Annotated in this window: 20 protein-coding genes; 3 read left to right on the plus strand and 17 right to left on the minus strand. The window is 71.1% G+C overall.

The annotated features are described in order from the left end of the window. Positions 1–283: 283 nt before the first annotated feature. From ACFYU9_RS26710 to pgsA, 15 genes are all read right to left on the minus strand, one after another. Positions 284–817, minus strand: coding sequence for an adenine phosphoribosyltransferase (locus tag ACFYU9_RS26710; protein ID WP_389346296.1), 534 nt, complete (start codon positions 815–817; stop codon positions 284–286). Then, on the minus strand, positions 814–1,884 hold the full coding sequence (secF, locus tag ACFYU9_RS26715) for a protein translocase subunit SecF (RefSeq protein WP_389346297.1): 1,071 nt from the start codon (positions 1,882–1,884) through the stop codon (positions 814–816). The genes ACFYU9_RS26710 and secF overlap by 4 nt, the downstream gene beginning before the upstream one ends. Before the next feature lies 1 nt (position 1,885). After that, a complete protein-coding gene (gene secD, locus ACFYU9_RS26720; RefSeq protein WP_389212858.1) occupies positions 1,886–3,673 on the minus strand; it encodes a protein translocase subunit SecD in 1,788 nt (595 codons plus the stop codon). A gap of 145 nt (positions 3,674–3,818) precedes the next feature. Beyond that, the gene (gene yajC / locus ACFYU9_RS26725; protein WP_389213135.1) at positions 3,819–4,253 is read right to left on the minus strand and encodes a preprotein translocase subunit YajC; all 435 of its coding nucleotides are present in this window, start codon (positions 4,251–4,253) and stop codon (positions 3,819–3,821) included. Between the two features lie 179 nt (positions 4,254–4,432). After that, positions 4,433–5,527 carry a Holliday junction branch migration DNA helicase RuvB gene (gene ruvB, locus ACFYU9_RS26730; protein WP_389346298.1) on the minus strand — a complete coding sequence of 365 codons (1,095 nt, stop codon included), beginning with the start codon at positions 5,525–5,527 and terminating at the stop codon, positions 4,433–4,435. Positions 5,528–5,714: 187 nt separating this feature from the next. Then, positions 5,715–6,347, minus strand: a complete 633-nt coding sequence (ruvA, locus tag ACFYU9_RS26735) for a Holliday junction branch migration protein RuvA (protein WP_389346299.1) — start codon at positions 6,345–6,347, stop codon at positions 5,715–5,717. Beyond that, positions 6,344–6,874, minus strand: a complete 531-nt coding sequence (gene ruvC, locus ACFYU9_RS26740; protein WP_389212853.1) for a crossover junction endodeoxyribonuclease RuvC — start codon at positions 6,872–6,874, stop codon at positions 6,344–6,346. The genes ruvA and ruvC overlap by 4 nt, the downstream gene beginning before the upstream one ends. A gap of 150 nt (positions 6,875–7,024) precedes the next feature. After that, a complete protein-coding gene (locus ACFYU9_RS26745; RefSeq protein WP_389212851.1) occupies positions 7,025–7,777 on the minus strand; it encodes a YebC/PmpR family DNA-binding transcriptional regulator in 753 nt (250 codons plus the stop codon). Positions 7,778–7,839: 62 nt separating this feature from the next. After that, entirely contained in the window at positions 7,840–8,439 is a 600-nt protein-coding gene (gene pdxT, locus ACFYU9_RS26750; RefSeq protein WP_389212849.1) for a pyridoxal 5'-phosphate synthase glutaminase subunit PdxT, read from the minus strand. Positions 8,440–8,445: 6 nt separating this feature from the next. Continuing rightward, entirely contained in the window at positions 8,446–9,360 is a 915-nt protein-coding gene (gene pdxS / locus ACFYU9_RS26755) for a pyridoxal 5'-phosphate synthase lyase subunit PdxS (RefSeq protein WP_389212847.1), read from the minus strand. A 125-nt stretch (positions 9,361–9,485) separates the two neighbouring features. Beyond that, entirely contained in the window at positions 9,486–10,028 is a 543-nt protein-coding gene (locus ACFYU9_RS26760) for a hypothetical protein (protein WP_389346301.1), read from the minus strand. Positions 10,029–10,039: 11 nt separating this feature from the next. Then, positions 10,040–10,675 carry an MBL fold metallo-hydrolase gene (locus ACFYU9_RS26765; RefSeq protein ID WP_389212844.1) on the minus strand — a complete coding sequence of 212 codons (636 nt, stop codon included), beginning with the start codon at positions 10,673–10,675 and terminating at the stop codon, positions 10,040–10,042. A 63-nt stretch (positions 10,676–10,738) separates the two neighbouring features. Then, positions 10,739–11,896: a glycosyltransferase family 4 protein gene (locus tag ACFYU9_RS26770; RefSeq protein WP_389212842.1), complete on the minus strand. Its 1,158-nt coding sequence runs from the start codon at positions 11,894–11,896 to the stop codon at positions 10,739–10,741. Then, a complete protein-coding gene (locus tag ACFYU9_RS26775) occupies positions 11,893–12,789 on the minus strand; it encodes a phosphatidylinositol mannoside acyltransferase (RefSeq protein WP_389213133.1) in 897 nt (298 codons plus the stop codon). Before ACFYU9_RS26775 ends, ACFYU9_RS26770 begins: the two co-directional genes overlap by 4 nt. Before the next feature lie 8 nt (positions 12,790–12,797). Beyond that, complete coding sequence (gene pgsA, locus ACFYU9_RS26780; protein ID WP_389213131.1) at positions 12,798–13,511, minus strand: phosphatidylinositol phosphate synthase; 714 nt, start codon at positions 13,509–13,511, stop codon at positions 12,798–12,800. Positions 13,512–13,744: 233 nt separating this feature from the next. Here pgsA and ACFYU9_RS26785 point away from each other — a divergent pair, with 233 nt between their 5' ends. Beyond that, positions 13,745–15,952: an elongation factor G-like protein EF-G2 gene (locus tag ACFYU9_RS26785; RefSeq protein ID WP_389346302.1), complete on the plus strand. Its 2,208-nt coding sequence runs from the start codon at positions 13,745–13,747 to the stop codon at positions 15,950–15,952. Between the two features lie 279 nt (positions 15,953–16,231). Further along, entirely contained in the window at positions 16,232–17,890 is a 1,659-nt protein-coding gene (locus tag ACFYU9_RS26790; protein ID WP_389212840.1) for a hypothetical protein, read from the plus strand. A gap of 175 nt (positions 17,891–18,065) precedes the next feature. Here ACFYU9_RS26790 and ACFYU9_RS26795 read toward each other — a convergent pair whose 3' ends face one another. Beyond that, a complete protein-coding gene (locus ACFYU9_RS26795; RefSeq protein WP_389212839.1) occupies positions 18,066–18,629 on the minus strand; it encodes an HIT family protein in 564 nt (187 codons plus the stop codon). Between the two features lie 65 nt (positions 18,630–18,694). On the opposite strand from ACFYU9_RS26795, the gene ACFYU9_RS26800 reads away from it, so the two are divergent. Beyond that, entirely contained in the window at positions 18,695–19,393 is a 699-nt protein-coding gene (locus tag ACFYU9_RS26800; protein WP_389212838.1) for a potassium channel family protein, read from the plus strand. Between the two features lie 83 nt (positions 19,394–19,476). Here the strand turns inward: ACFYU9_RS26800 and thrS are convergent, their stop codons facing one another. After that, complete coding sequence (gene thrS, locus ACFYU9_RS26805; protein ID WP_389346303.1) at positions 19,477–21,453, minus strand: threonine--tRNA ligase; 1,977 nt, start codon at positions 21,451–21,453, stop codon at positions 19,477–19,479. Positions 21,454–21,560: the final 107 nt, after the last annotated feature.

The raw sequence follows: 21,560 nt of genomic DNA on the forward strand, positions 1-21,560 counted from the left end.
CCTTGGGGCTACCCCCGGACGGAGTCTGGGGGAATGTCCGGGTCCCCCGGTCAGGCCCGGAAAGCCCATCGTATCGAGCTGACGGTGTCGCTGCTCACGCGGCTGAGGGTTGAGACGCCCGCCGTCAAGACCATGGTGCTCCGTACGGGCCCGCCTGCGGGGCTTGTCCGGAAAACGACGGGGGTGGTGCGGGGAATTCCCGGGCCGGTACGCGAAACCGCCCCGGCGCGAGGCTCTGGGCCTCGGCCGGGGCGGTTTCCCGTACCGGTGTGACGCTGACGCGTCAGACGGTGATCAGCGCGGTGAGCGGGGCTCCGGAGAGCGCGGGCTCCAGGCGGGCGCGGCCCGGCAGGAAGCCGAGCTCCATGAGGACCGCGACGCCCGCGACCTCGGCGCCGGCGCGGCGGATGAGCTCGATGGACGCCTCGGCGGTGCCGCCGGTGGCGAGGACGTCGTCGATGACCATGACGCGGTCGCCCGCGGCCAGGTCCTCGGCGTGCACCTCGATCTCGGCGGTGCCGTACTCCAGCTCGTACGCCTGCCGCAGGGTGGCCCCGGGCAGCTTCCCGGCCTTGCGGACCGGGATGAAGCCGAGTCCGGCGCGGACGGCGACCGGCGCGGCCAGGATGAAGCCGCGGGCCTCCAGGCCGACGATCTTCGTGGCGCCGGCCTTCTCGCAGAGCTCCGCGAGCGCGTCGGTGAGCGCCGTGAACGCCTCCGGGTCCGCGAGCAGCGGGGTGATGTCCTTGAACAGCACCCCGGGCTTCGGGTAGTCGGGGACGTCCCGGATGCGGCTGAGCAGCAGTTCGGTGGTCATCCGCGACGCTCCGAGGAGCGGCCGCGGCGTGCCCGCTGGCCGACGACGGCCGGCTCGGCGTCGCCGAACTCCTCGCCTTCGGCGGCCTCGCCCTTGGCGGCAGCGGCGGCCCGCTTGGCCAGGACGCGCTTCTTCAGCGCCTTGATGGCCGGCTCGCGCTCCTTGAGGTCGGCGACCAGCGGCGTGGCGATGAAGATCGAGGAGTACGCGCCGGCGGCGAGACCCACGAACAGCGACAGCGAGATGTCGTTGAGCATGCCGGCGCCGAGCACGCCGCCACCGATGAAGAGCAGACCGGCGACGGGCAGCAGGGCGACGACCGTGGTGTTGATCGAGCGGACCAGGGTGCCGTTGATCGAGCGGTTGGCGACGTCGCTGTAGGTCCAGCGGGTCTGCTTGGTGATGCCCTTCGTCTGCTCCTTGAGGGAGTCGAAGACGACGACCGTGTCGTAGAGCGAGTAACCGAGGATCGTCAGCAGACCGATGACCGTACCGACCGTGACCTCGAAACCGACCAGCGAGTAGATGCCGACGGTGATGGTGAGGTCGTGGATGAGCGCGACGAGCGCCGCGACGGCCATGCGCCACTCGAAGGCGATGGCGAGGTAGATCACCACGAGGATCATGAAGACCGCGAGGCCCGTCCATGCCTTGGTGGCGATCTGGTCACCCCAGCTCGGGCCGACGATCTCGGCCGCGATCTTCGTCTGGGGGACGTTGAGGTCCTTGGCGAGCTCGCCGCGGACCTGGTCGGACTTGTCCGTGTCGAGGCCGCCGACCTGGATGCGCAGCGAACCGTTGCCGAGCTTCTGGACGAGGGCCTCGTGGCCGGAGGCGTCCTTGGCGTACTCGGTCGCCTGGGAGACCGAGACGTCCGTCTTCGGGGTGGTGAAGACGGCGCCGCCCTGGAACTCGATGCCCATGTTCAGGCCGCGCACCGAGAGCGCGAGGATCGCCGTGATGGTGATCAGGATCGACAGGCCGTACCAGATCTTGCGGTTGCCGATGAAGTCGTAGCCGACCTCGCCTCGGTGGAGCCGGGCGCCGAGATCTCCGAGCTTCGACATCTCACGCCTCCTTCGTGTCGACAGGGCCAGCGGCGGGGGCGGACGTGCGGCGGGAGCGGCGCAGCGGCGGCTTGGCACCGAGACGCCTCGGGTCCAGACCGGACCACTTGTGGCCGTTGCCGAAGAACTTCGTACGGGCCAGCAGCGTCATGACCGGCTTGGTGAAGAGGAACACCACGACGATGTCGAGCAGCGTCGTCAGGCCGAGCGTGAACGCGAAGCCCTTGACCTTGCCGACGGTGACGATGAAGAGCACCGCGGCGGCGAGGAACGACACGAAGTCGGAGACCAGGATGGTGCGGCGGGCCCGCGGCCAGGCGCGCTCGACGGCCGGACGCAGGGTGCGGCCCTCGCGCAGCTCGTCACGGATGCGTTCGAAGTACACGATGAACGAGTCCGCGGTGATGCCGATGGCCACGATGGCACCACAGACGGCCGGCAGGTTCAGCGCGAAGCCGATGGCCGGGCCGAGCAGGGCCATGATCACGTAGGTGAGCAGGGCCGAGACGGCGAGGCTGAGGATGGCAATCAGCGACAGGCCGCGGTAGTAGACCACCAGGTAGATGATGACCAGGCCGAGGCCGATGGCGCCGGCGATCAGACCCGCCTGGAGCTGGTCGCTGCCGAGGGCGGCGGTGACGGTGTCGACGCTCTGGGTCTGGAAGGAGAGCGGCAGGGCACCGTAGGACAGGATGTTGCCGAGGTCCTGGGCCGACTGCTGGTTGAAGCTGCCGGAGATCTCGGCACTCGCGGAGAGCGTCTGGCGCACGGACGGGGCCGAGACGACCTCGCCGTCGAGGACGATCGCGAACTGGTTCTGCGGCTCGGTCTGCGTCGACAGCTTGCTGGTGATCGTCTGGAACTTCTTCGAACCGGAGTCCGTGAAGTCCATGGTCACGATCCACATGCCACGGCGCTGGTCGAAGACGCCCTTGGCGTCGTCGACGTCCTTGCCCTCGACCTCGGCCGGGCCGAGCAGGTACTTCTCCCACTGGCCGATCGAGTTCTTGCCACAGGCGACGGCCGGGTCGGCCGGCTTGACGCCCTGGCCGGCGGCGGAGCGCTGCTTGGGGTCGAGGCAGTTCAGCGCCGCGAACTTCTGCTGCAGGGCGGCGGTGGCGGCGTCGGCCGTCGGCTTCGGCTTCGGAGTGCCGGTCGCCTTCGGCGACGAGGAGGAGCTCGCGGTGGCCGTCGGGGTCGGGGCCTTCAGGGCCTCGGTGACGGCGCGGCCCTGGGTGGAGGCGGTGGCCGTCGGGGTGGCGGACTTCCCGCCCTTGCCGTCCTTGCCCTGGTCCGCGGTGGGCGCGGAGGCGGTGGGCTTGGGCGAGCCGGACTTGGTGCCGCTCGGGGTGGCGCTCGGGTTCGGCTGCGGCTGCTCGGCGGCCGCGACCGCGAGGACCGGCCGGAAGTACAGCTGAGCGGTGGTGCCGACCTGGTCGCGGGCCTGCTGCTCGTTCGTCCCCTTGGGGATGTTGACGATGATGTTCTCGCGGCCCTGCGTCTGGACCTCGGCCTCCGAGACACCCAGACCGTTGACACGGCGCTCGATGATGCCGACCGCCGTGTTCATGTTGGTCTCGTTGACGGCGGACTCCTGTCCGGGCTCCGCCTTCGCCTTGAGCGTGATCGACGTGCCGCCGGCGAGGTCGATGCCCAGGCGCGGGGTGGTGTGCCCCGACCAGAACATGCCGCCGGTGAGCGCGACCATGGCGATCAGAATGAGTGCCAGGGCGCGGCCCGGCCGGCTCTGGCCCCCCGCCGGCCTTCGGCCCTTCTTCGGTGCTGCCACCTTGTCGTTTCTCCCTGTCCAAACCGCCCCCACCGGTTGGGCGGGAGACGGCCACGAAGTGTGTGTGGGGACCTGCCCCCGCAGACGTGAGACCGTCGCGGGAGCCGCGCGCGCCGGGTCGGCGACGCACGGCTCCCGCGCGCGACTACTTGGCCTCGGTCTCGCCGTCCGCCTTGCCGTCCTTGTCGCCCTCGCCGGCGTCGGCCTTCTTGGTGAGGTCGGTCTTGACCTCGGCCGAGGTGTCCTCGGCGGCCGCGTCGGCGGTCTCGGTCAGCGACGAGGCGTCGTCCGGGACGACGGTCTCCGGGTCGTCACCGTGGACGATCCGGTTGTACTCGGAGTCCTCCAGGACGGCGCCGATGGCGTTCTTCGCGTAGACCGCGTGGACGCCGGGCGCGACCTCGAGGAGGACCGTCTCGTCGCCGATCTCCTTGACGGTGGCGTACATCCCCCCGATCGTGCGTACGCCGGTTCCGGGCTGCATCTGGTTGCGCATCTCCGCCGCCTGCGACTGCTTCTTCTTGGCAGAGCGGGTCATGAGGAACATGGCCCCGATGAGCACGATGAACGGGAGGAGCATGCCGATGTTATTCACGGGACGGAATTTCCTTCGCAAGGCCGGGGAAGACTCCGCGGCCTGATTCGGGGGTGGATGCGCCGACCATAAGGGCGGCATCGGCGGAGTCTAGGCGAGTCCGCATCGATGGAACAACGCCCAGCATCGCAGGTCCGTTCCCGAACGGGCGAGTCTCCGCGCCGTCACGCCCCGAAGAGACCCTGTTGTCCCGTTCCCGCCCCGCTGCCCGCCGCGCCCGGGCCCGCGGCCTGCGGCGGAACCATTCCGAGGTGGGTCCATGCGGCCGGAGTGGCGACCCGGCCACGGGGCGTACGGGCCAGGAGTCCCTCCCGTACGAGGAAGGGTTCGGCGACCTCCTCGACGGTCTCGCGCTCCTCCCCCACGGCGACCGCGAGGGTGGACAGGCCGACCGGTCCGCCGCCGAAGAGCCCGAGCAGCGCCTGCAGCACCGCGCGGTCGAGCCGGTCGAGGCCGCGGCTGTCGACCTCGTACACCCCGAGGGCGGCGCCGGCGATCTCGCGGTTGATCACGCCGTCGGCCCTGACCTGCGCGTAGTCGCGGACGCGGCGGAGCAGCCGGTTGGCGATGCGCGGGGTGCCGCGGGAGCGGCCGGCGATCTCGGCGGCGCCGGCGGTGTCGATCTCGACGTCGAGCAGCCCGGCGGAGCGGCGCACCACCCGCTCCAGCTCGTGCGGCTCGTAGAACTCCATGTGCGCGGTGAAGCCGAAGCGGTCGCGCAGTGGCGGCGGCAGCAGGCCGGCCCGGGTGGTGGCGCCGACCAGGGTGAAGGGCGGCAGCTCCAGCGGGATGGCGGTGGCGCCGGGGCCCTTGCCGACGATGACGTCGACGCGGAAGTCCTCCATCGCCATGTAGAGCATCTCCTCGGCGGGCCGGGACATCCGGTGGATCTCGTCGAGGAAGAGGATCTCGCCCTCCTGGAGGGAGGAGAGGATCGCGGCGAGGTCGCCGGCGTGCTGGATGGCGGGGCCGCTGGTGATCCTGATCGGCGCGTTCATCTCCGCCGCGATGATCATCGACAGGGTGGTCTTGCCGAGGCCGGGGGCACCGGAGAGCAGCACGTGGTCGGCGGTGGCGCCGCGCTGGCGGGCGGCCTTGAGGACGAGGTCGAGCTGCTGGCGGACCTTCTCCTGGCCGACGAACTCGCTGAGGTCCTTGGGCCGCAGCGCGGCCTCGACGGCCTGGTCGTCGCCCTCGGCGGAGGCGCCGACGAGGCGCGCGTCCGGCTCGGCGGTGTCCGTCTCGTCGTCCCAGTTCACGGTGTCTGCCTTCTCGGTGGTGGTGCGGTGGGGTGGGGGGTGCGGGGCGGTGGGGTGCGGGCGGTAGGGAGCGCCTGCGGCGGGCCGTTCCCCACCCCGCCCCTTCCCGGAACCGGGGCTCCGTCCCGGACCCCGAACGGCCTGCGGCCGTGTCCTCGAACGCCGGACGGGCTGAGAACCAGCCCCGTCAGCGCGCGCGGTTCAGGGTCTGCAGCGCGGCCCGCAGCAGCTGCGGCACCGGGGCGGAGCCGCCCGCGGCGATCGCGGCCTCGGCCTGCGGGGTGACGGCCACGACCGCCTCCTCCGCCTCCCGGCTCGCGTAGCCGAGGCCGACGAGGGCGGCGGAGAGCTGCTCGGTCCAGGGCGCGGGGCCGGTGGCGGCGGCGCGCTGGGCGCCGACGAGGCCGCTGCTGCCGAGCGGGGCCCCGAGCTTGTCCTTGAGTTCGAGGAGGAGCTTCTGGGCGCCCTTCTTGCCGATGCCGGGGACGGCGGTCAGCGCCTTCTCGTCGCCGGTGGAGACGGCGAGGCGCAGCGCGTCGGGGCTGTGCACGCCGAGCATGGCCTGGGCGAGCCGGGGGCCGACGCCGCTGGCGGTCTGGAGCAGCTCGAAGACCTGGCGCTCGTCGTCGTCGGCGAAGCCGTACAGGGTGAGCGAGTCCTCGCGGACGACCAGGGAGGTGGCCAGGCGGGCGTGCTCGCCGACGCGGAGGCCCGCGATGGTGTTCGGGGTGCACTGGACGGCCATGCCGACGCCGCCGACCTCGACGACGGCGGTCGTGGGGGCGAGGGCGGCCACCGGGCCGCTGACGAAGGCGATCATGACGGGCGGCCTTTCGAGGCGTGCAGGGCGACGGCCTGCTGGAGGCGGTTCTGGGCGGGGGCGCGCCAGATGTGGCAGATGGCGAGGGCGAGGGCGTCGGCGGCGTCGGCGGGCTTGGGCGGCGCGGAGAGCCGGAGCAGCCGGGTGACCATGGCGCCGACCTGCGCCTTGTCGGCGCGTCCGCTGCCGGTGACGGCGGCCTTGACCTCGCTGGGGGTGTGCAGGGCGACGGGCAGTCCGCGGCGGCTGGCGCAGAGCATGGCGACGGCGCTGGCCTGGGCCGTGCCCATCACCGTGCTCACGTTGTGCTGGCTGAACACCCGCTCCACGGCGACGAGTTCGGGCTGGAAGCGGTCGAGCCACTCCTCTATGCCGCGCTCGATGCCGACGAGCCGCATGCCGATGTCGGCGTCGGCGGGCGTGCGGACGACTCCGACGCCGAGCATGGTCAGCGGGCGTCCCGCGACGCCCTCGACCACGCCCACACCGCATCGGGTGAGTCCGGGGTCCACCCCGAGTACGCGCACGCCGCCCCTCCCTGGTCGCACCGCTCGCACGGTTCGCAAGTCTGTTTGTGCAGGCTATCGGCTGCCACTGACAACGCGGCACAAAGCAGCGGGCCGACGGGGTGTGTCCCCGTCGGCCCGCTGCTGAGATGGAACGCGATCGGCCCGCGATCAGGCGTCGACCTTCTCCATGACCTCGTCGCTGACGTCGAAGTTGGCGAAGACGTTCTGCACGTCGTCGCTGTCCTCGAGGGCGTCGATGAGCTTGAACATCTTGCGCGCGCCCTCCTCGTCGAGCTCGACCTGCATGGTCGGGACGAAGCTGGACTCGGCCGAGTCGTAGTCGATGCCGGCCTCCTGGAGCGCGGTGCGCACCGCGACCAGGTCGGTGGCCTCGCTGATGACCTCGAAGCTCTCGCCGAGGTCGTTGACCTCCTCGGCGCCCGCGTCGAGCACGACCTCCAGGACGTCGTCCTCGGTCTGCTCGCCCTTGGGCAGCACGACGACGCCCTTGCGGTTGAACAGGTACGAGACGGAGCCCGGGTCGGCCATCGAGCCGCCGTTGCGGGTCATGGCGACGCGCACGTCGGAGGCGGCGCGGTTGCGGTTGTCGGTGAGGCACTCGATGAGCACCGCGACACCGTTCGGGCCGTAACCCTCGTACATGATCGTCGCGTAGTCGACGCCGCCGGCCTCGAGGCCGCCGCCGCGCTTCACGGCCGAGTCGATGTTCTTGTTGGGGACCGACGACTTCTTCGCCTTCTGGATGGCGTCGAAGAGCGTCGGGTTGCCCTCGGGGTCGGCGCCGCCGGTGCGGGCCGCGACCTCGATGTTCTTGATCAGCTTCGCGAAGAGCTTGCCGCGCTTGGCGTCGATCACGGCCTTCTTGTGCTTCGTCGTAGCCCATTTAGAGTGGCCGGACATCTGCCTGTCTCCTTCGCGTAACCAATTTCTGAACGAACCCCAGAGATCCTACCGGGAACGGATCAGCTCTCGGCGCGCACCATCTCCACGAAGAGCTCGTGGATCCGGTGGTCGCCGGTCAGCTCGGGGTGGAACGAGGTGGCGAGGGCCTTGCCCTGGCGCACGGCCACGATGTGGCCGCCGTGCTCGGCGAGCACCTCGACCTCGGCGCCCACGGACTCGACCCACGGCGCACGGATGAAGACGCCCTCGACGGGGGTGTCGATGCCCGTGACGGTGACGCCCGCCTCGAAGGACTCGTTCTGCCGCCCGAAGGCGTTGCGGCGGACGATCATGTCGATGCCGCCGAAGGTCTCCTGGCCCGAGCGCGGGTCGAGGATCTTGTCGGCGAGCATGATCAGGCCCGCGCAGGTGCCGTAGACCGGGAGTCCCGCGGCGATCCGCTCGCGCAGCGGCTCCATCAGGCCGAACAGCACGGCCAGCTTGGAGATGGTGGTGGACTCGCCACCCGGGATGACCAGGCCGTCGACCTCGGCGAGCTCCTCGGGGCGCCGGACCGGCCTGGCCACGGCGTCAGCCGCGGCCAGGGCGATCAGGTGCTCCCGTACGTCGCCCTGCAGGGCCAGAACCCCGATGACGGGGCTGTCGGGAGTGTGGTTCATCGGTGATTACCAGCCGCGCTTGGCGTAGCGCTCGGCCTCGGGCAGGGTGTCGCAGTTGATGCCGACCATGGCCTCGCCCAGGTTGCGGGAGGCGTCCGCGATGACCTTCGGGTCGTCGAAGAAGGTGGTGGCCTTCACGATGGCGGCGGCGCGCTTGGCCGGGTCGCCCGACTTGAAGATGCCGGAGCCGACGAAGACGCCCTCGGCGCCGAGCTGGCGCATGAGCGCGGCGTCGGCCGGGGTGGCGACGCCACCGGCGGAGAACAGCACGACCGGCAGCTTGCCGAGCTCGGCGACCTCCTTGACGAGCTCGTACGGGGCGCGCAGCTCCTTGGCGGCGGCGTACAGCTCGTTGTTGTCGAGGGCGCGCAGCTGGCCGATCTCGTTCTTGATCTGGCGCAGGTGGCGGACGGCCTCGACGACGTTGCCGGTGCCGGCCTCGCCCTTGGAGCGGATCATGGCCGCGCCCTCGGCGATGCGGCGCAGGGCCTCGCCCAGGTTGGTGGCGCCACAGACGAAGGGGGTGGTGAAGGCCCACTTGTCGGAGTGGTTGATCTCGTCGGCCGGGGTGAGGACCTCGGACTCGTCGATGTAGTCGACGCCGAGGGACTGCAGGACCTGGGCCTCGACGAAGTGGCCGATGCGGGACTTGGCCATGACCGGGATGGAGACGGCCTCGATGATCTCTTCGATCATGTTCGGGTCGGACATGCGGGCCACGCCGCCGTCCTTGCGGATGTCGGCCGGGACCCGCTCCAGGGCCATGACGGCCACGGCGCCCGCGTCCTCGGCGATCTTCGCCTGCTCGGCGTTGACGACGTCCATGATCACGCCGCCCTTGAGCTGCTCGGCCATGCCGCGCTTGACGCGGGCGGTGCCCGTCTCGGGGGACTGGGCGTTGATGGAAGGCGTGGTGGACACGGGGTACCTCACTCGTGACAACGGGGTTGACGACTAGAGCGAGGAAACAGGCCACGCCCGGTCCACATCAAGGGCCAATGCACACCCGGTGGCTCGTTTTGACTGGTTACGAAGGCCGAGCGCGGTCAGGCGGGACGATCCGCAAGGGCGACGGGCGGTTCGTCGTCCATTTCGAAGGCCATGGGGAACGGGGCGTGGCCGGCCAGCCGGAACCAGCGGACCTTGCGGTGGCGGCGCAGCGCCCGCGCGGCGCGCACGGCGTCGTTGTGGAACCGCCGCGCCATCGGCACCCGGCGCACGGCCGCCGCGAGCTCCCCCGCCGCGTCCTCGCCGCCCGGCGCCTGCCGCACCAGGCCGACCTGCTCGGGCTCCCCGAACACCGCCCGCAGCGCCTGGCTGAGCTCGCTCTCGGCGACCTCCCGATGGTCCTCCTCGGCCTGCCGGGCCGCGTGCGCGGCCTCGTACAGCACGATCGAGGCGGCCGGATCGAGGATCCCCGACGTGGCCAGCTCCTGGGTGACCGAGGCGCGCCGCAGCAACTGCGCGTCGAGCGCGGCGCGCGCGGCGTCGATACGGGTGTGCAGCCGGTCGAGCCGTCCGGCGGTCCAGCTCAGGTAGACGCCGACGACGATCAGCGCGACGACGGTCCAGATCAGGGTTTCGGTCACGGGCGCACAGGCTACCGGGGCGCCGGCAGCACACCTTCCCAAAGCCCCCGGTCATGGGCGAACAGGACACGCACCGGCCGCCCGGCCGCGAGCTCGCCGAGCCGCGCGAGCCAGGGCCGGTACGGCGTCCCGAACTCGGCGGCGACGTCGTACGCCTGACCCGCGAGGAGGGTCAGGTCCGTGCCGTGGTCGAGGAGGAGCGACTGGTGGCCGTCGGTGTGCCCGGGCGTGGGCACCACCCGTACGCCGGGCGCGATCTCGTACTCGCCGTCGATCTCCTCGTAACGGACCCCGGGGAGCAGGGAGTCGATGGTGTGGCCGCCGGCACGGGCGGTGGCGAGTTCGGTGCGCTGGACGAGGACGGGGGTGTCCGCGAGGCGCTGGTTGCCGCCGATGTGGTCGAAGTGCAGATGGCTGTTGACGACGACGTCCACGTCCCCGGGCCCGAAGGGCAGCGGCCGCCGCACGGGCCGGTAGTGCGCGTCGGTCTCGGGCGAGCCCTCGCCCATGCCGGTGTCGAAGAGCACGGTGCCGCGCGGGTGGCGCACCAGGTAGGCGAGCGCGGGCTCGTCGCGGTCGTGGGGACCGCCCCACTCGGCGGCGGGACGGGTGAAGTGGCCGAGGTCGATCGTCTCCACGAAGATCATCGACCCAGGCTGCCACGACAGCGCGGCCCCTGTCCGGGCGATCGGCACGCCGGGGGGCCGGGCCTAGAGGCCCAGCCGCGCCCGCAGCCCCCCGCCCGCACGCTCGTCCGTCGCCACCGAGGCCGCGCCGTCCGTCACCGTCTCGTACACGGCGAGGATGTCCGCGCCGACCGTCGACCAGTCGAAGCGCCGTACGTGCGCCGAGCCGCGCTCGGCGAGTCCGGCGCGGCGGGCCTTGTCACCGAGGAGGCGGATCGCGCGGTCGGCGAGGTCGTCGGCGTCCTCGTTGGCGAAGAGTTCGCCGGCCGCGCCCTGGTCGAGGACCTGGGCGAAGGCGTCCAGGTCGGCGGCGAGCACCGGCGCACCCGCCGACAGGGCCTCGACGAGGATGATGCCGAAGCTCTCTCCGCCGGTGTTCGGCGCGACGTACACGTCGACGCTGCGCAGCAGACGGGCCTTGTCCTCGTCGCTGACCATGCCGAGGAACTCGACGCGCGAGCGCATCTCGGCGGGCAGGGAGGCCACGGCCTCCTCCTCGTCGCCGCGCCCGGCCACGAGCAGCCGGGCGTCGGGGCGCTCCGTGAGGATCCTCGGCAGGGCCTTCATCAGCACCGGCAGGCCCTTGCGCGGCTCGTCGATGCGGCCGATGAAGCCGAGGGTGCCTCCCTGCCACTCCTTCCTCGGCTCGGCGCGGGCGAAGAAGTCGACGTCGACGCCGTTGGGGATGACGACGGCGTCGCCGCCGAGGTGCTCGACCAGGGTCCGGCGGGCGTACTCGCTGACGGCGATCCGGGCGCTGATCTTCTCCAGCGCCGGCTGGAGGATCGGGTACGCGGCGATCATCGCGCGCGAACGCGGGTTGGAGGTGTGGAAGGTGGCCACGATCGGGCCCTGCGCCGCCCAGCAGGTGAGCAGCCCGAGCGACGGGGAGGTCGGCTCGTGGATGTGGACGACGTCGAAGGTGCCGTCGTGCAGCCAGCGCCGGACCCGCGCGGCGGACAGGAAGCCGAAGTTGAGGCGGGCCACGGAGCCGTTGTACGGCACGGGCACGGCGCGGCCGGCGGAGACGACGTACGGCGGCAGCGGCGTGTCGTCGTCGGCGGGCGCGAGGACGGAGACCTCGTGGCCGAGCCGGATCAGGTGCTCGGCGAGGTCGCGGATGTGGAACTGGACGCCGCCCGGCACGTCCCAGGAGTACGGGCAGACGATGCCGATCCTCAAGAGCGGTTCGCCTCCAGGTCCGCGAGCCACAGCCGCTGGAGCATGTGCCAGTCCTCCGGGTGGTCCGCGATGCCCCCGGCGAAGACGTCGGCGAGGGCCTGCGTCATGACGGCGGTCTTCTCCGTCCGGGTGCCCGACTCGGGCACCTCGATCGGCGCGTGCACCTGGCCCCGCATGACGTCGGTGTCGTCGTACCAGAGCGTGACGGGCAGCAGCAGCGCCCCGGTCTGCTGGGCGAGTATCGCGGGGCCGGCGGGCATCCGCGCCTTCTCCCCGAAGAAGTCGACCTCGACGCCGGAGGCGGACAGGTCGCGGTCGGCGACCAGGCAGACGAGTCCGCCGGCGCGCAGCCGGCGCGCCAGGGTGCCGAAGGCGGAGCCGCCGGTGTGCGGCAGGACCTCCATGCCGAGGGACTCGCGGTAGGCGACGAACCGGTCGTACAGCGTCTCGGGCTTGAGCCGCTCGGCGACGGTGGTGAAGGGGGTGCCGAGCGCCCGGGTCACCCACACGCCGGCGAGGTCCCAGTTGCCCATGTGCGGCAGGGCGAGTATCACTCCCCGGTCGGACGCGAGACCGTCGGTCAGGTAGTGGACGTCCTTCGGGTCGAAGCTGTTGGCCGCCCGCTCCTTGCTCCAGGTCGGCAGCCGGAAGGACTCCATCCAGTAGCGCATGTACGAGCGCATGCCGGCCTTCGACAGCTCCTGGAGCCGCGCCGGCGTCGGGTCCTGCACGACGCGCGCGAGGTTCGCCTCCAGGCGCAGCACGCTCTTGCCGCGCCGCTTCCACACGGTGTCGGCGATCCGCCGGCCGAGGCCCTTGGCCACCGGCTCGGGCAGCTTCTTCACGGTGGCCCAGCCGAGCCCGTAGAGGCCGTCCGCCAGCTTCTCCCGCATGCCGTCGCTCACGACGCCGCCTCGCTCCCCCGGGCGGCGGCGTCCGCCTCCGCCGCTTCCCTGCGTACCGTCACGACCCGCTGTCCGAGGGTCACCGCCGAGCCGACCGCCACGATCCACAGGGCGATGGGCAGCAGCACCTGGATGCCGGGCACGCCGAACGTGTGGAGGCCCGCCAGACCGGCCGCGACCAGCGAGATCACCAGGCGTTCGGCCCGCTCGACCAGGCCGTTGACGGCGACCGGCAGGCCGATCGACTCACCGCGCGCCTTGGTGTACGACACCACCTGACCGGCGGCCAGGCAGAAGATCGACACGGCGCACAGGATGTTGTCGTCGCCCTTGCCCGCGTACCAGAGCGCGAAGCCACCGAAGATCGCCCCGTCGGCGACCCGGTCGAGCGTCGAGTCGAGGAAGGCGCCCCAGCGGCTGGAGATGCCCGCCTGCCGCGCCATGTTGCCGTCCACGAGGTCCGAGAAGACGAACAGCGTGATGACGATCGTGCCCCAGAAGAACTCTCCGCGCGGGAAGAAGACCAGTGCGCCGGCCACCACACCGGCAGTGCCGATGAGCGTGACGGTGTCGGGGCTCACGCCCCGGCGGAGCAGAAACGCGGCGAACGGTGTGAGGACACGCGTAAAAAACGCACGCGCGTACTTGTTCAGCATGGCCTTCCCGAGGTTCGGCGGCCGCGCGGTCCCGATGACCACCGGCTCACCCATCGTAGCCACGCGGGCCCCGGCCGCAGCGGCGGCACCCGGGCACGGCACGGGAGAACGGTACGGAGCCGTCGCGCGTACGACGTATGGACGCACCGTGACGTCGGTGCAAAGCTCGAAGGACGACCGCGGGCGTCCGAAGGAGCCGCACGCGACACGCGCCCCCACCGGGCCGTCCTCGCGCTCCCCCGCGCCCGCGCCGCCACCTCACCGTGCGAGCAGTCGGGAGGAACATCATGGGCGACAAGGCGAACCCCCACTCCGGAGCCGCCGGCAGGGCTCCAACGGCCGACCGGCCCTCGGCCGTACGGAACGTGGTGCTGGTCGGCCACAGCGGATCGGGCAAGACGACCCTCGTCGAGGCCCTGGCGCAGACCGCGGGCGCGGTCAACCGGGCCGGGCGCGTCGAGGACGGCGGCACGGTCTCGGACTACGACGAGATCGAGCACCGCCAGCAGCGTTCCGTACAGCTCTCGCTCGTCCCCGTCGAATGGGACGGCTGCAAGATCAACCTTCTGGACACCCCCGGATACGCCGACTTCGTCGGAGAGCTGAGGGCCGGTCTGCGCGCGGCGGACGCGGCCCTCTTCGTCGTTTCGGCCGCCCAGGAGCCCGACGCGCTCGTGGGCTCGACCCGAGCCGTGTGGGAGGAGTGCGCGGCCGTCGGCATGCCCCGGGCGATCGTCGTCACCCATCTGGACACGGCCCGCACCGACTACACCCAGCTCACGGAGATCCTCGCCTCGCTCTTCGGCGGCGACGACCCCGACGCCGTGCTCCCGCTCTACCTGCCCGTGCGCGGCGCCGAGGCCGCCGACGGGCACGCCCCGGCCACCGGCCTGGTGGGGCTGCTCACCGAGCGGATCCTCGACTACTCGACGGGGGCACGGCGCGAGGACCCGCCCGACGAGGCGCAGCGGCCGCTGATCGCGGAGTCCCGGGCCCGGCTCATCGAGGGGATCATCGCCGAGAGCGAGGACGAGACCCTGATGGACCGCTACCTCGGCGGCGAGACCATCGACCTCAAGACGCTCGTCGACGACCTGGAGAAGGCGGTCGCGCGCGGCACCTTCCATCCCGTGCTCGCCGCCGCCCCGGCGGGCGACGGCGGAAAGCAGGGCCTGGGCACGGTCGAGCTCCTGGAGCTGATCACGCGCGGCTTCCCGACCCCGCTGGAGCGCGAGGCGCCGGCCGTCACCACCCCCGAGGGCGCGGCCCGCCCCGCGGTGGTGTGCGACCCGGACGGGCCGCTGGTCGCCGAGGTCGTGAAGACCTCCTCCGACCCGTACGTGGGCCGGATCTCGCTGGTCCGGGTCTTCTCCGGCACCCTGCGGCCCGACGAGACCGTGCACGTGTCCGGCCACGGGCTCACCGACCGCGGGCACGAGGACCACGATGTCGACGAAAGGGTCGGCGCGCTGACCTCGCCGTTCGGCAAACAGCAGCGCGCCCTCGCCCACGCGGTCGCCGGCGACCTCGCCTGCGTGGCCAAACTGGGCCGGGCCGAGACCGGCGACACGCTCTCCGCCAAGGACGCGCCGCTCCTGATGGAGCCGTGGTCGATGCCGGAGCCGCTGCTGCCGCTGGCGATCGAGGCGCACAGCAAGGCCGACGAGGACCGGCTCTCGCAGGGCCTCGCCCGGCTCGTGGCCGAGGACCCGACGATGCGGCTCGAACAGAACCAGGACACCCACCAGGTGGTGCTGTGGTGCCTGGGCGAGGCGCACGCCGACGTGGCCCTGGAGCGGCTGCGCGGCCGGTACGGCGTGCAGGTCGACACCGTGCCGCACAAGGTGTCGCTGCGCGAGACCTTCGGCGCCGCCTCCGCCGGCCGCGGCCGGCACGTCAAGCAGTCCGGCGGGCACGGCCAGTTCGCGATCTGCGAGATCGACGTCGAACCGCTGCCGCCGGGCAGCGGCATCGAGTTCGTCGACAAGGTCGTCGGCGGCGCCGTCCCGCGCCAGTTCATCCCCTCCGTCGAGAAGGGCATCCGCGCCCAGGCGGCCCGCGGGGTCGCCGCCGGCCATCCGCTGGTCGACATCCGGGTCACCCTGCGCGACGGCAAGGCGCACTCGGTGGACTCCTCGGACGCGGCCTTCCAGACGGCCGGCGCCCTCGCCCTGCGCGAAGCCGCCGCCGACGCGCCCATCCACCTCCTGGAGCCGGTCGCCGAGGTGACCGTCCTGGTTCCGGACGACTACGTCGGCCCGGTGATGAGCGATCTGTCCGGGCGGCGCGGCCGGGTCGTCGGCACCGAGCAGGCCGGCCCCGGCCGGACCATGGTGCGCGCCGAGGTCCCGGAGATCGAGATCGGGCGGTACGCGATCGACCTGCGCTCGGTGTCGCACGGCACGGGAAGCTTCGACCGCGCGTACGCCCGGCACGAACCGATGCCCGCCCACCTCGCCGACAAGATCCGCACCCGGGCGGAGAACGGCGCCTGACCAGTACCGGAGCGGCACCGGACCGGCGCCGGAGCGGCGCCTGACCGACAGCCGGCCGGCACACGATTGGCGCACGATCCGCTGACGAGGAGTGATTCCTGACGCACCGGCAGCCCGTGCCGCCCGCCCAACTCCCCTCCGGCGGGCGGCATTCGGCCATTCGGCCGTCCCGGCGCACTCCCGTGACGCATCCGGTGTCGCCCGGTTACGCTGTGGTGCCCAGCTCAGAAGGTGTGCGGGGCCCGGCGGTTGGGAACAGCCCGCACAGGAACCGTGGCGATGGGGGCGGCAGTGACGATCGGCAGTTTCGGACCCGGGGCACAGATCCCCCTGCAGGGCTCGGACGCACAGACGGCGGCGACCCATGCCCTCGCCTCCGCCGCGTACCGCGACAGCCCCGTCGAGACGATCCTGGACGCCAACAACGAGTGGCACAAGTCGACGGTCAAGGAAGGCAAATGGGCCAAGCTCTTCCGGCCCGACCTCGGTGAGGCCTTCTCCCGCGCGGTCCAGGTCCGGATGCTCGGCGGCGCCCGCAAGCCGCTCATCCAGTCCTTCGGCGCCGACCCGCAGCCGGTCGTCGAGCACTGCCTCGCGGCCACCGGCATCCGCAAGCGGCGCGACACCAAACTGACCCTGGTCACCCTCGTCTTCGGCGTGCTGTTCCTGCCCGGGCTGCTGCTCTGGCTCGGCGTCATCCAGCTCCGCCGCGTCGCCGCCGGCTCCGAGAACAAGCGCACCAGCACCGTCGGCACCGTGCTGCTCGCCGCCGCCGGCCTCTTCGCGGTGCTCGTACTGCTCAAGCTGCCGTGGGACGGGCTGCTGCCCAACTACCTGCGCGCGATGATCGTGGCGCCGGTCGTCGGCTGGTTCCTGGCCCGCCGCATCTGCGAGACCACCGCCGTCGACCTGCGCGACCGCTGGACCGGCCTGCTCAGCGGCGGCGGCATCGGCGCCGCCATCCCCGAGGCCGTGCCGAAGGACCCCACCGAGAAGACCGCCGAGGAACTCCGCGTCAACCTGGAGAAGCTGACCGCCGAGCAGCAGTCCAACGTCGTCTTCTACGCCGGCCCCAAGGGAATACTGGGCATGGGCACCCGCTGGGGCAGCTGGACCCTCGCCGAGGAGCTGATCCCGCAGAACGGCAAGGAGATCCACGACTTCCGCGCCTGGGACGTCGTCCGCCAGATCCACACCGAGCTCACCCTGCTCGAACGCGGCTCGCTCAAGACCGGCTTCCCCAAGCCCACGGTCAAGCACTGGATCGTCTCCCCCGTCGGCGAGGGCGCCGACGAGGTCGCCCGCCCCGAGGGCGAGAACATCGTCCACTACCAGGTGAAGCCGCACGAGATACAGCGCATCTGCAACGACCAGCAGTTCGGCGCCGGCAACCGCCACTACCTCGGCGTCCAGTTCACGCTGTGGGACGGCCAGCTCGTCCTCACCATGATGGTGACGGTCACCTCGCTCCACCACACCCTGCGCGTCGAGGTCACCGGCCACGCCCTCGGCCCGGTGCACGGCCTGTTCACGACGAAGCCGAAGGCGAAGACGAAGGAGGTCTCCAAGACCGTCCGGTTCTGGGAGACCCGCGAGATCAAGCTGCCGCTGACCGACACCGACGACGTCGTCCGCCAGGCCGTGCGCGCCCCGCTGACCTGGTTCCCGCCGGTCCTGGACTTCCTCGGCGGCAAGCTCGTCCTGCCCGAGCCCTTCGGCCTGCGCCACGCCTGGGCCGGCCAGCCCTGGCGGCACCGCTTCATGGCCGACGACGCGATCCGCGCCGCCACTCCGGTGCTGCGGGCGGTCCACGCGGCGACGATCAAGGTGCTCGACGACCACAACGTCGACACGGAACGCTTCAACACGCGCTCGCTGTTGCTGAGCGGCGGGATCCAGGATCCGGGCCCGAAGAAGGCGGACCTCTACGACGCGTAGGGCGTCGGACGGGATCCCGTGTCCGGGATGTTGGATCCACTATCCCGGATCCGAAATCCACCATCCCGGATCGGAAATCTCGGATCCAACATCCTGGATCCAACATCCCGGATCCGGGATCAGAAATGCGAAATCCCGGATCCGAAATCTCGGATCCGGGATACGGCAGTACGGATCAGATACCGGCCGGCCAGGCGTCGGCCAGCATCTTCCGGGTGTCCGCGAGCAGCTGCGGCAGCACCTTCGTGTGCCCGACCACCGGCATGAAGTTCGTGTCCCCGCCCCAGCGCGGCACCACGTGCTGGTGCAGATGCGCGGCGATCCCGGCGCCCGCCACCGAACCCTGGTTCATGCCGATGTTGAACCCGTGCGCCCCCGACGCGGCCCGCAGCGCGACCATCGCCCGCTTCGTGAACTCCGCCAGCTCCGAGGTCTCGTCCGCGTCCAGATCGGTGTAGTCCGCGACGTGCCGGTACGGCACCACCATCAGGTGCCCGCCGTTGTACGGGTACAGGTTGAGCACCGCGTAGACGCTCGTGCCCCGCGCGATCACCAGACCGTCCTCGTCCGACTTCGACGGGATCGTGCAGAAGGGACAGCCGTCCTCGGCCCCCGGCCCGGTCGGCTTGTTCTCGCCCTGGATGTACGCCATCCGGTGAGGCGTCCACAGGCGCTGGAACGCGTCCTGCGTCCCCACTCCGATCTGCTGTTCCGGCTCAGTCGTCATGCTGTGCAGCATATTGCGTCGCCCGTTCGGAACGTGTCGCCGGGGCGGAAGATCCGTGCACGGGCCATGCTGATCCGATGAGCGACAGTCCGCCGAAACCGCCCCGCCAGGAACGCTGGGACCGACGGATGGAGACCCCGCTGGCGGTGGCCTCCCTGGTCTACCTCGGCGGGTACGCGATCCATGTGCTCGCCCACGACCTGCCCGACGCCTGGCGGGACCTCTGCCTGGCACTGATCTTCGCCGCCTGGGCGGTCTTCGTCGTCGACTACGCCGTACGCCTCCGGCTCAGCGGCCTCACTGCCTGGCGCTTCGTGCGCCGGCACTTCCTCGACACCGTCGTCCTCGTGCTGCCGCTGCTGCGCCCGCTGCAGGTGGTACGCGTCTACGACCGGATGCAGCGCCGCCACGACAAGCCCCGGCTCACCCTCTACGCCCGCGTCATGGCGTACGCGGGCCTCTCCACCGCCCTGATCGGCTTCGCCGGCGCGCTCGCCGTCTACCAGGCCGAGTACGGCGCACCCGGCGCGACGATCCGTACCTTCGGCGACTCGGTGTGGTGGGCCTGCTCGACCCTGGCGACCGTGGGCTACGGCGACGTGACCCCGGTGACCCCCTGGGGCCGCGTGGTCGCCGTGGGTCTGATGGCCTGCGGGCTCGCGCTGCTCGGCGCGGTGACGGGTTCGTTCTCGTCGTGGCTGATCCAGGTCTTCACCCGGGAGGACGAGCGCGGGGACGGGAAGAGGCCCCCGGGGGATTTCCCGGGGGCCTCTTGACCCCGCCGAAGCAGGGAGCACAACTACTGTCCCCGATTCTGCATCTCATGCATGGGGCCATCCCCGCTCACGCGGGGAGCAGGTCACACCTGGACGCGCTTCTCCACCACGTCAACGAGCTTGGCCAGCGCCTGGTCACGCGGAACCCCGTTCTCCTGCGAACCGTCGCGGTAGCGGAAGGAGACCGTGCCCGCGTTCATGTCATCGTCGCCGACGATGATCATGAACGGGACCTTCTGCTTCTGCCAGTTCCTGATCTTCTTCTGCATGCGGTCCGACGAGGCGTCCACCTCGACCCGCAGACCCTTCTTCTTCGCCTCGGCGGCGAACTCCTGCAGGTACTCGATGTGCGCGTCGCCGATCGGGATGCCGACCGCCTGCACCGGGGCCAGCCACGGCGGCATGGCGCCCGCGTAGTGCTCCAGGAGCACCGCGAAGAACCTCTCGATGCTGCCGAAGAGCGCGCGGTGGATCATGACCGGCCGCTGGCGCGAGCCGTCCGCCGCCGTGTACTCCAGGTCGAAGCGCTCCGGCAGGTTGAAGTCCAGCTGGATGGTGCTCATCTGCCAGGTACGGCCGATGGCGTCCTTCGCCTGGACCGAGATCTTCGGGCCGTAGAACGCGGCGCCGCCCGGGTCGGGGGTCAGCGGGAGGCCCTGCTTCTCGGCCACCTGCCGCAGCGTCTCGGTGGCCTCCTCCCACACCTCGTCCGAGCCGACGAACTTCTTCGGGTCCTTGGTCGACAGCTCCAGGTAGAAGTCGGTCAGACCGTAGTCGCGGAGCAGGTTCAGAACGAAGGTGAGCGTCTTGTCGAGCTCCTCCGACATCTGCTCGCGGGTGCAGTAGATGTGCGCGTCGTCCTGGGTGAAGCCACGGGCACGGGTCAGGCCGTGCACGACACCGGACTTCTCGTACCGGTACACGGTGCCGAACTCGAACAGGCGCAGCGGCAGCTCACGGTAGGAGCGCCCGCGCGCGTCGAAGATCAGGTTGTGCATCGGGCAGTTCATGGGCTTGAGGTAGTAGTCCGTACCACCGTCGAGCTGCATGGGCGGGTACATGCCCTCCGCGTACCAGTCCAGGTGGCCGCTCTTCTCGAAGAGGGCGCCCTTGGTCGCGTGCGGCGAGTAGACGAACTCATAGCCCTCCTCCTCGTGCCGCTTGCGGCTGTAGTCCTCCATGACCCGGCGGATGATGCCACCGCGCGGGTGGAAGACCGCGAGGCCCGAACCGATCTCGTCCGGGATGGAGAAGAGGTCGAGCTCGTTGCCCAGCTTGCGGTGGTCACGCTTCTCGGCCTCGGCGAGGAAGTCGAGGTGGGCCTTCAGCTCGTCCTTCGACGGCCAGGCGGTGCCGTAGATGCGCTGGAGCTGCTTGTTCTTCTCGTCGCCGCGCCAGTACGCCGAGGCGTTGCGCATCAGCTTGAACGCCGGGATGTTCCGGGTGGTGGGCAGGTGCGGGCCGCGGCAGAGGTCGCGCCAGCACAGCTCGCCGGTCTTCGCGTCCAGGTTGTCGTAGATGGTCAGCTCGCCGCCGCCCACCTCGACGTTCGCACCGTCGTCGGTCGACGCGGCGCCCTTGATGCCGATGAGCTCCAGCTTGTACGGCTCGTCGGCGAGCTCCTCGCGGGCCGCCTCGTCCGTGACGACGCGGCGGGCGAACTTCTGCCCGCGCTTCTGGATCTCCTGCATCCGCTTCTCGATGGCCTTGAGATCCTCGGGCGTGAACGGCTTCGCCACGTCGAAGTCGTAGTAGAAGCCGTCCCGGACCGGCGGGCCGATGCCCAGCTTGGCCTCGGGGAAGATCTCCTGCACGGCCTGGGCCATGACGTGCGCGGTCGAGTGGCGCAGGATGTTGAGGCCGTCCTCGGAGGAGATCTCGACGCCCTCGACGGCATCGCCCTCGGCGAGCTCGTACGACAGGTCCTTCAGCTCGCCCGCGACACGGGCGGCGATGACGGTGCGGTCGTCGGCGAACAGGGCGCCGGCCGTGGTGCCCGCGCTCACCGTCCTCTCCTCGGGCCCGGAGGCGGACTGGACGGTCACACGGACTTCAGACACGGGTGCTCCATACATAGGGGCGCAGGCAGACACGAGGTGCCGGCGCCGGCGGTGCGCGGCAGAGACGAGGTGCCGCACGGTTGTCGATCCTACCCGTGCGTCACCTC

The sequence above is a fragment of the Streptomyces sp. NPDC004327 genome, from assembly GCF_042873935.1.
Taxonomy (GTDB): Bacteria; Actinomycetota; Actinomycetes; order Streptomycetales; family Streptomycetaceae; genus Streptomyces.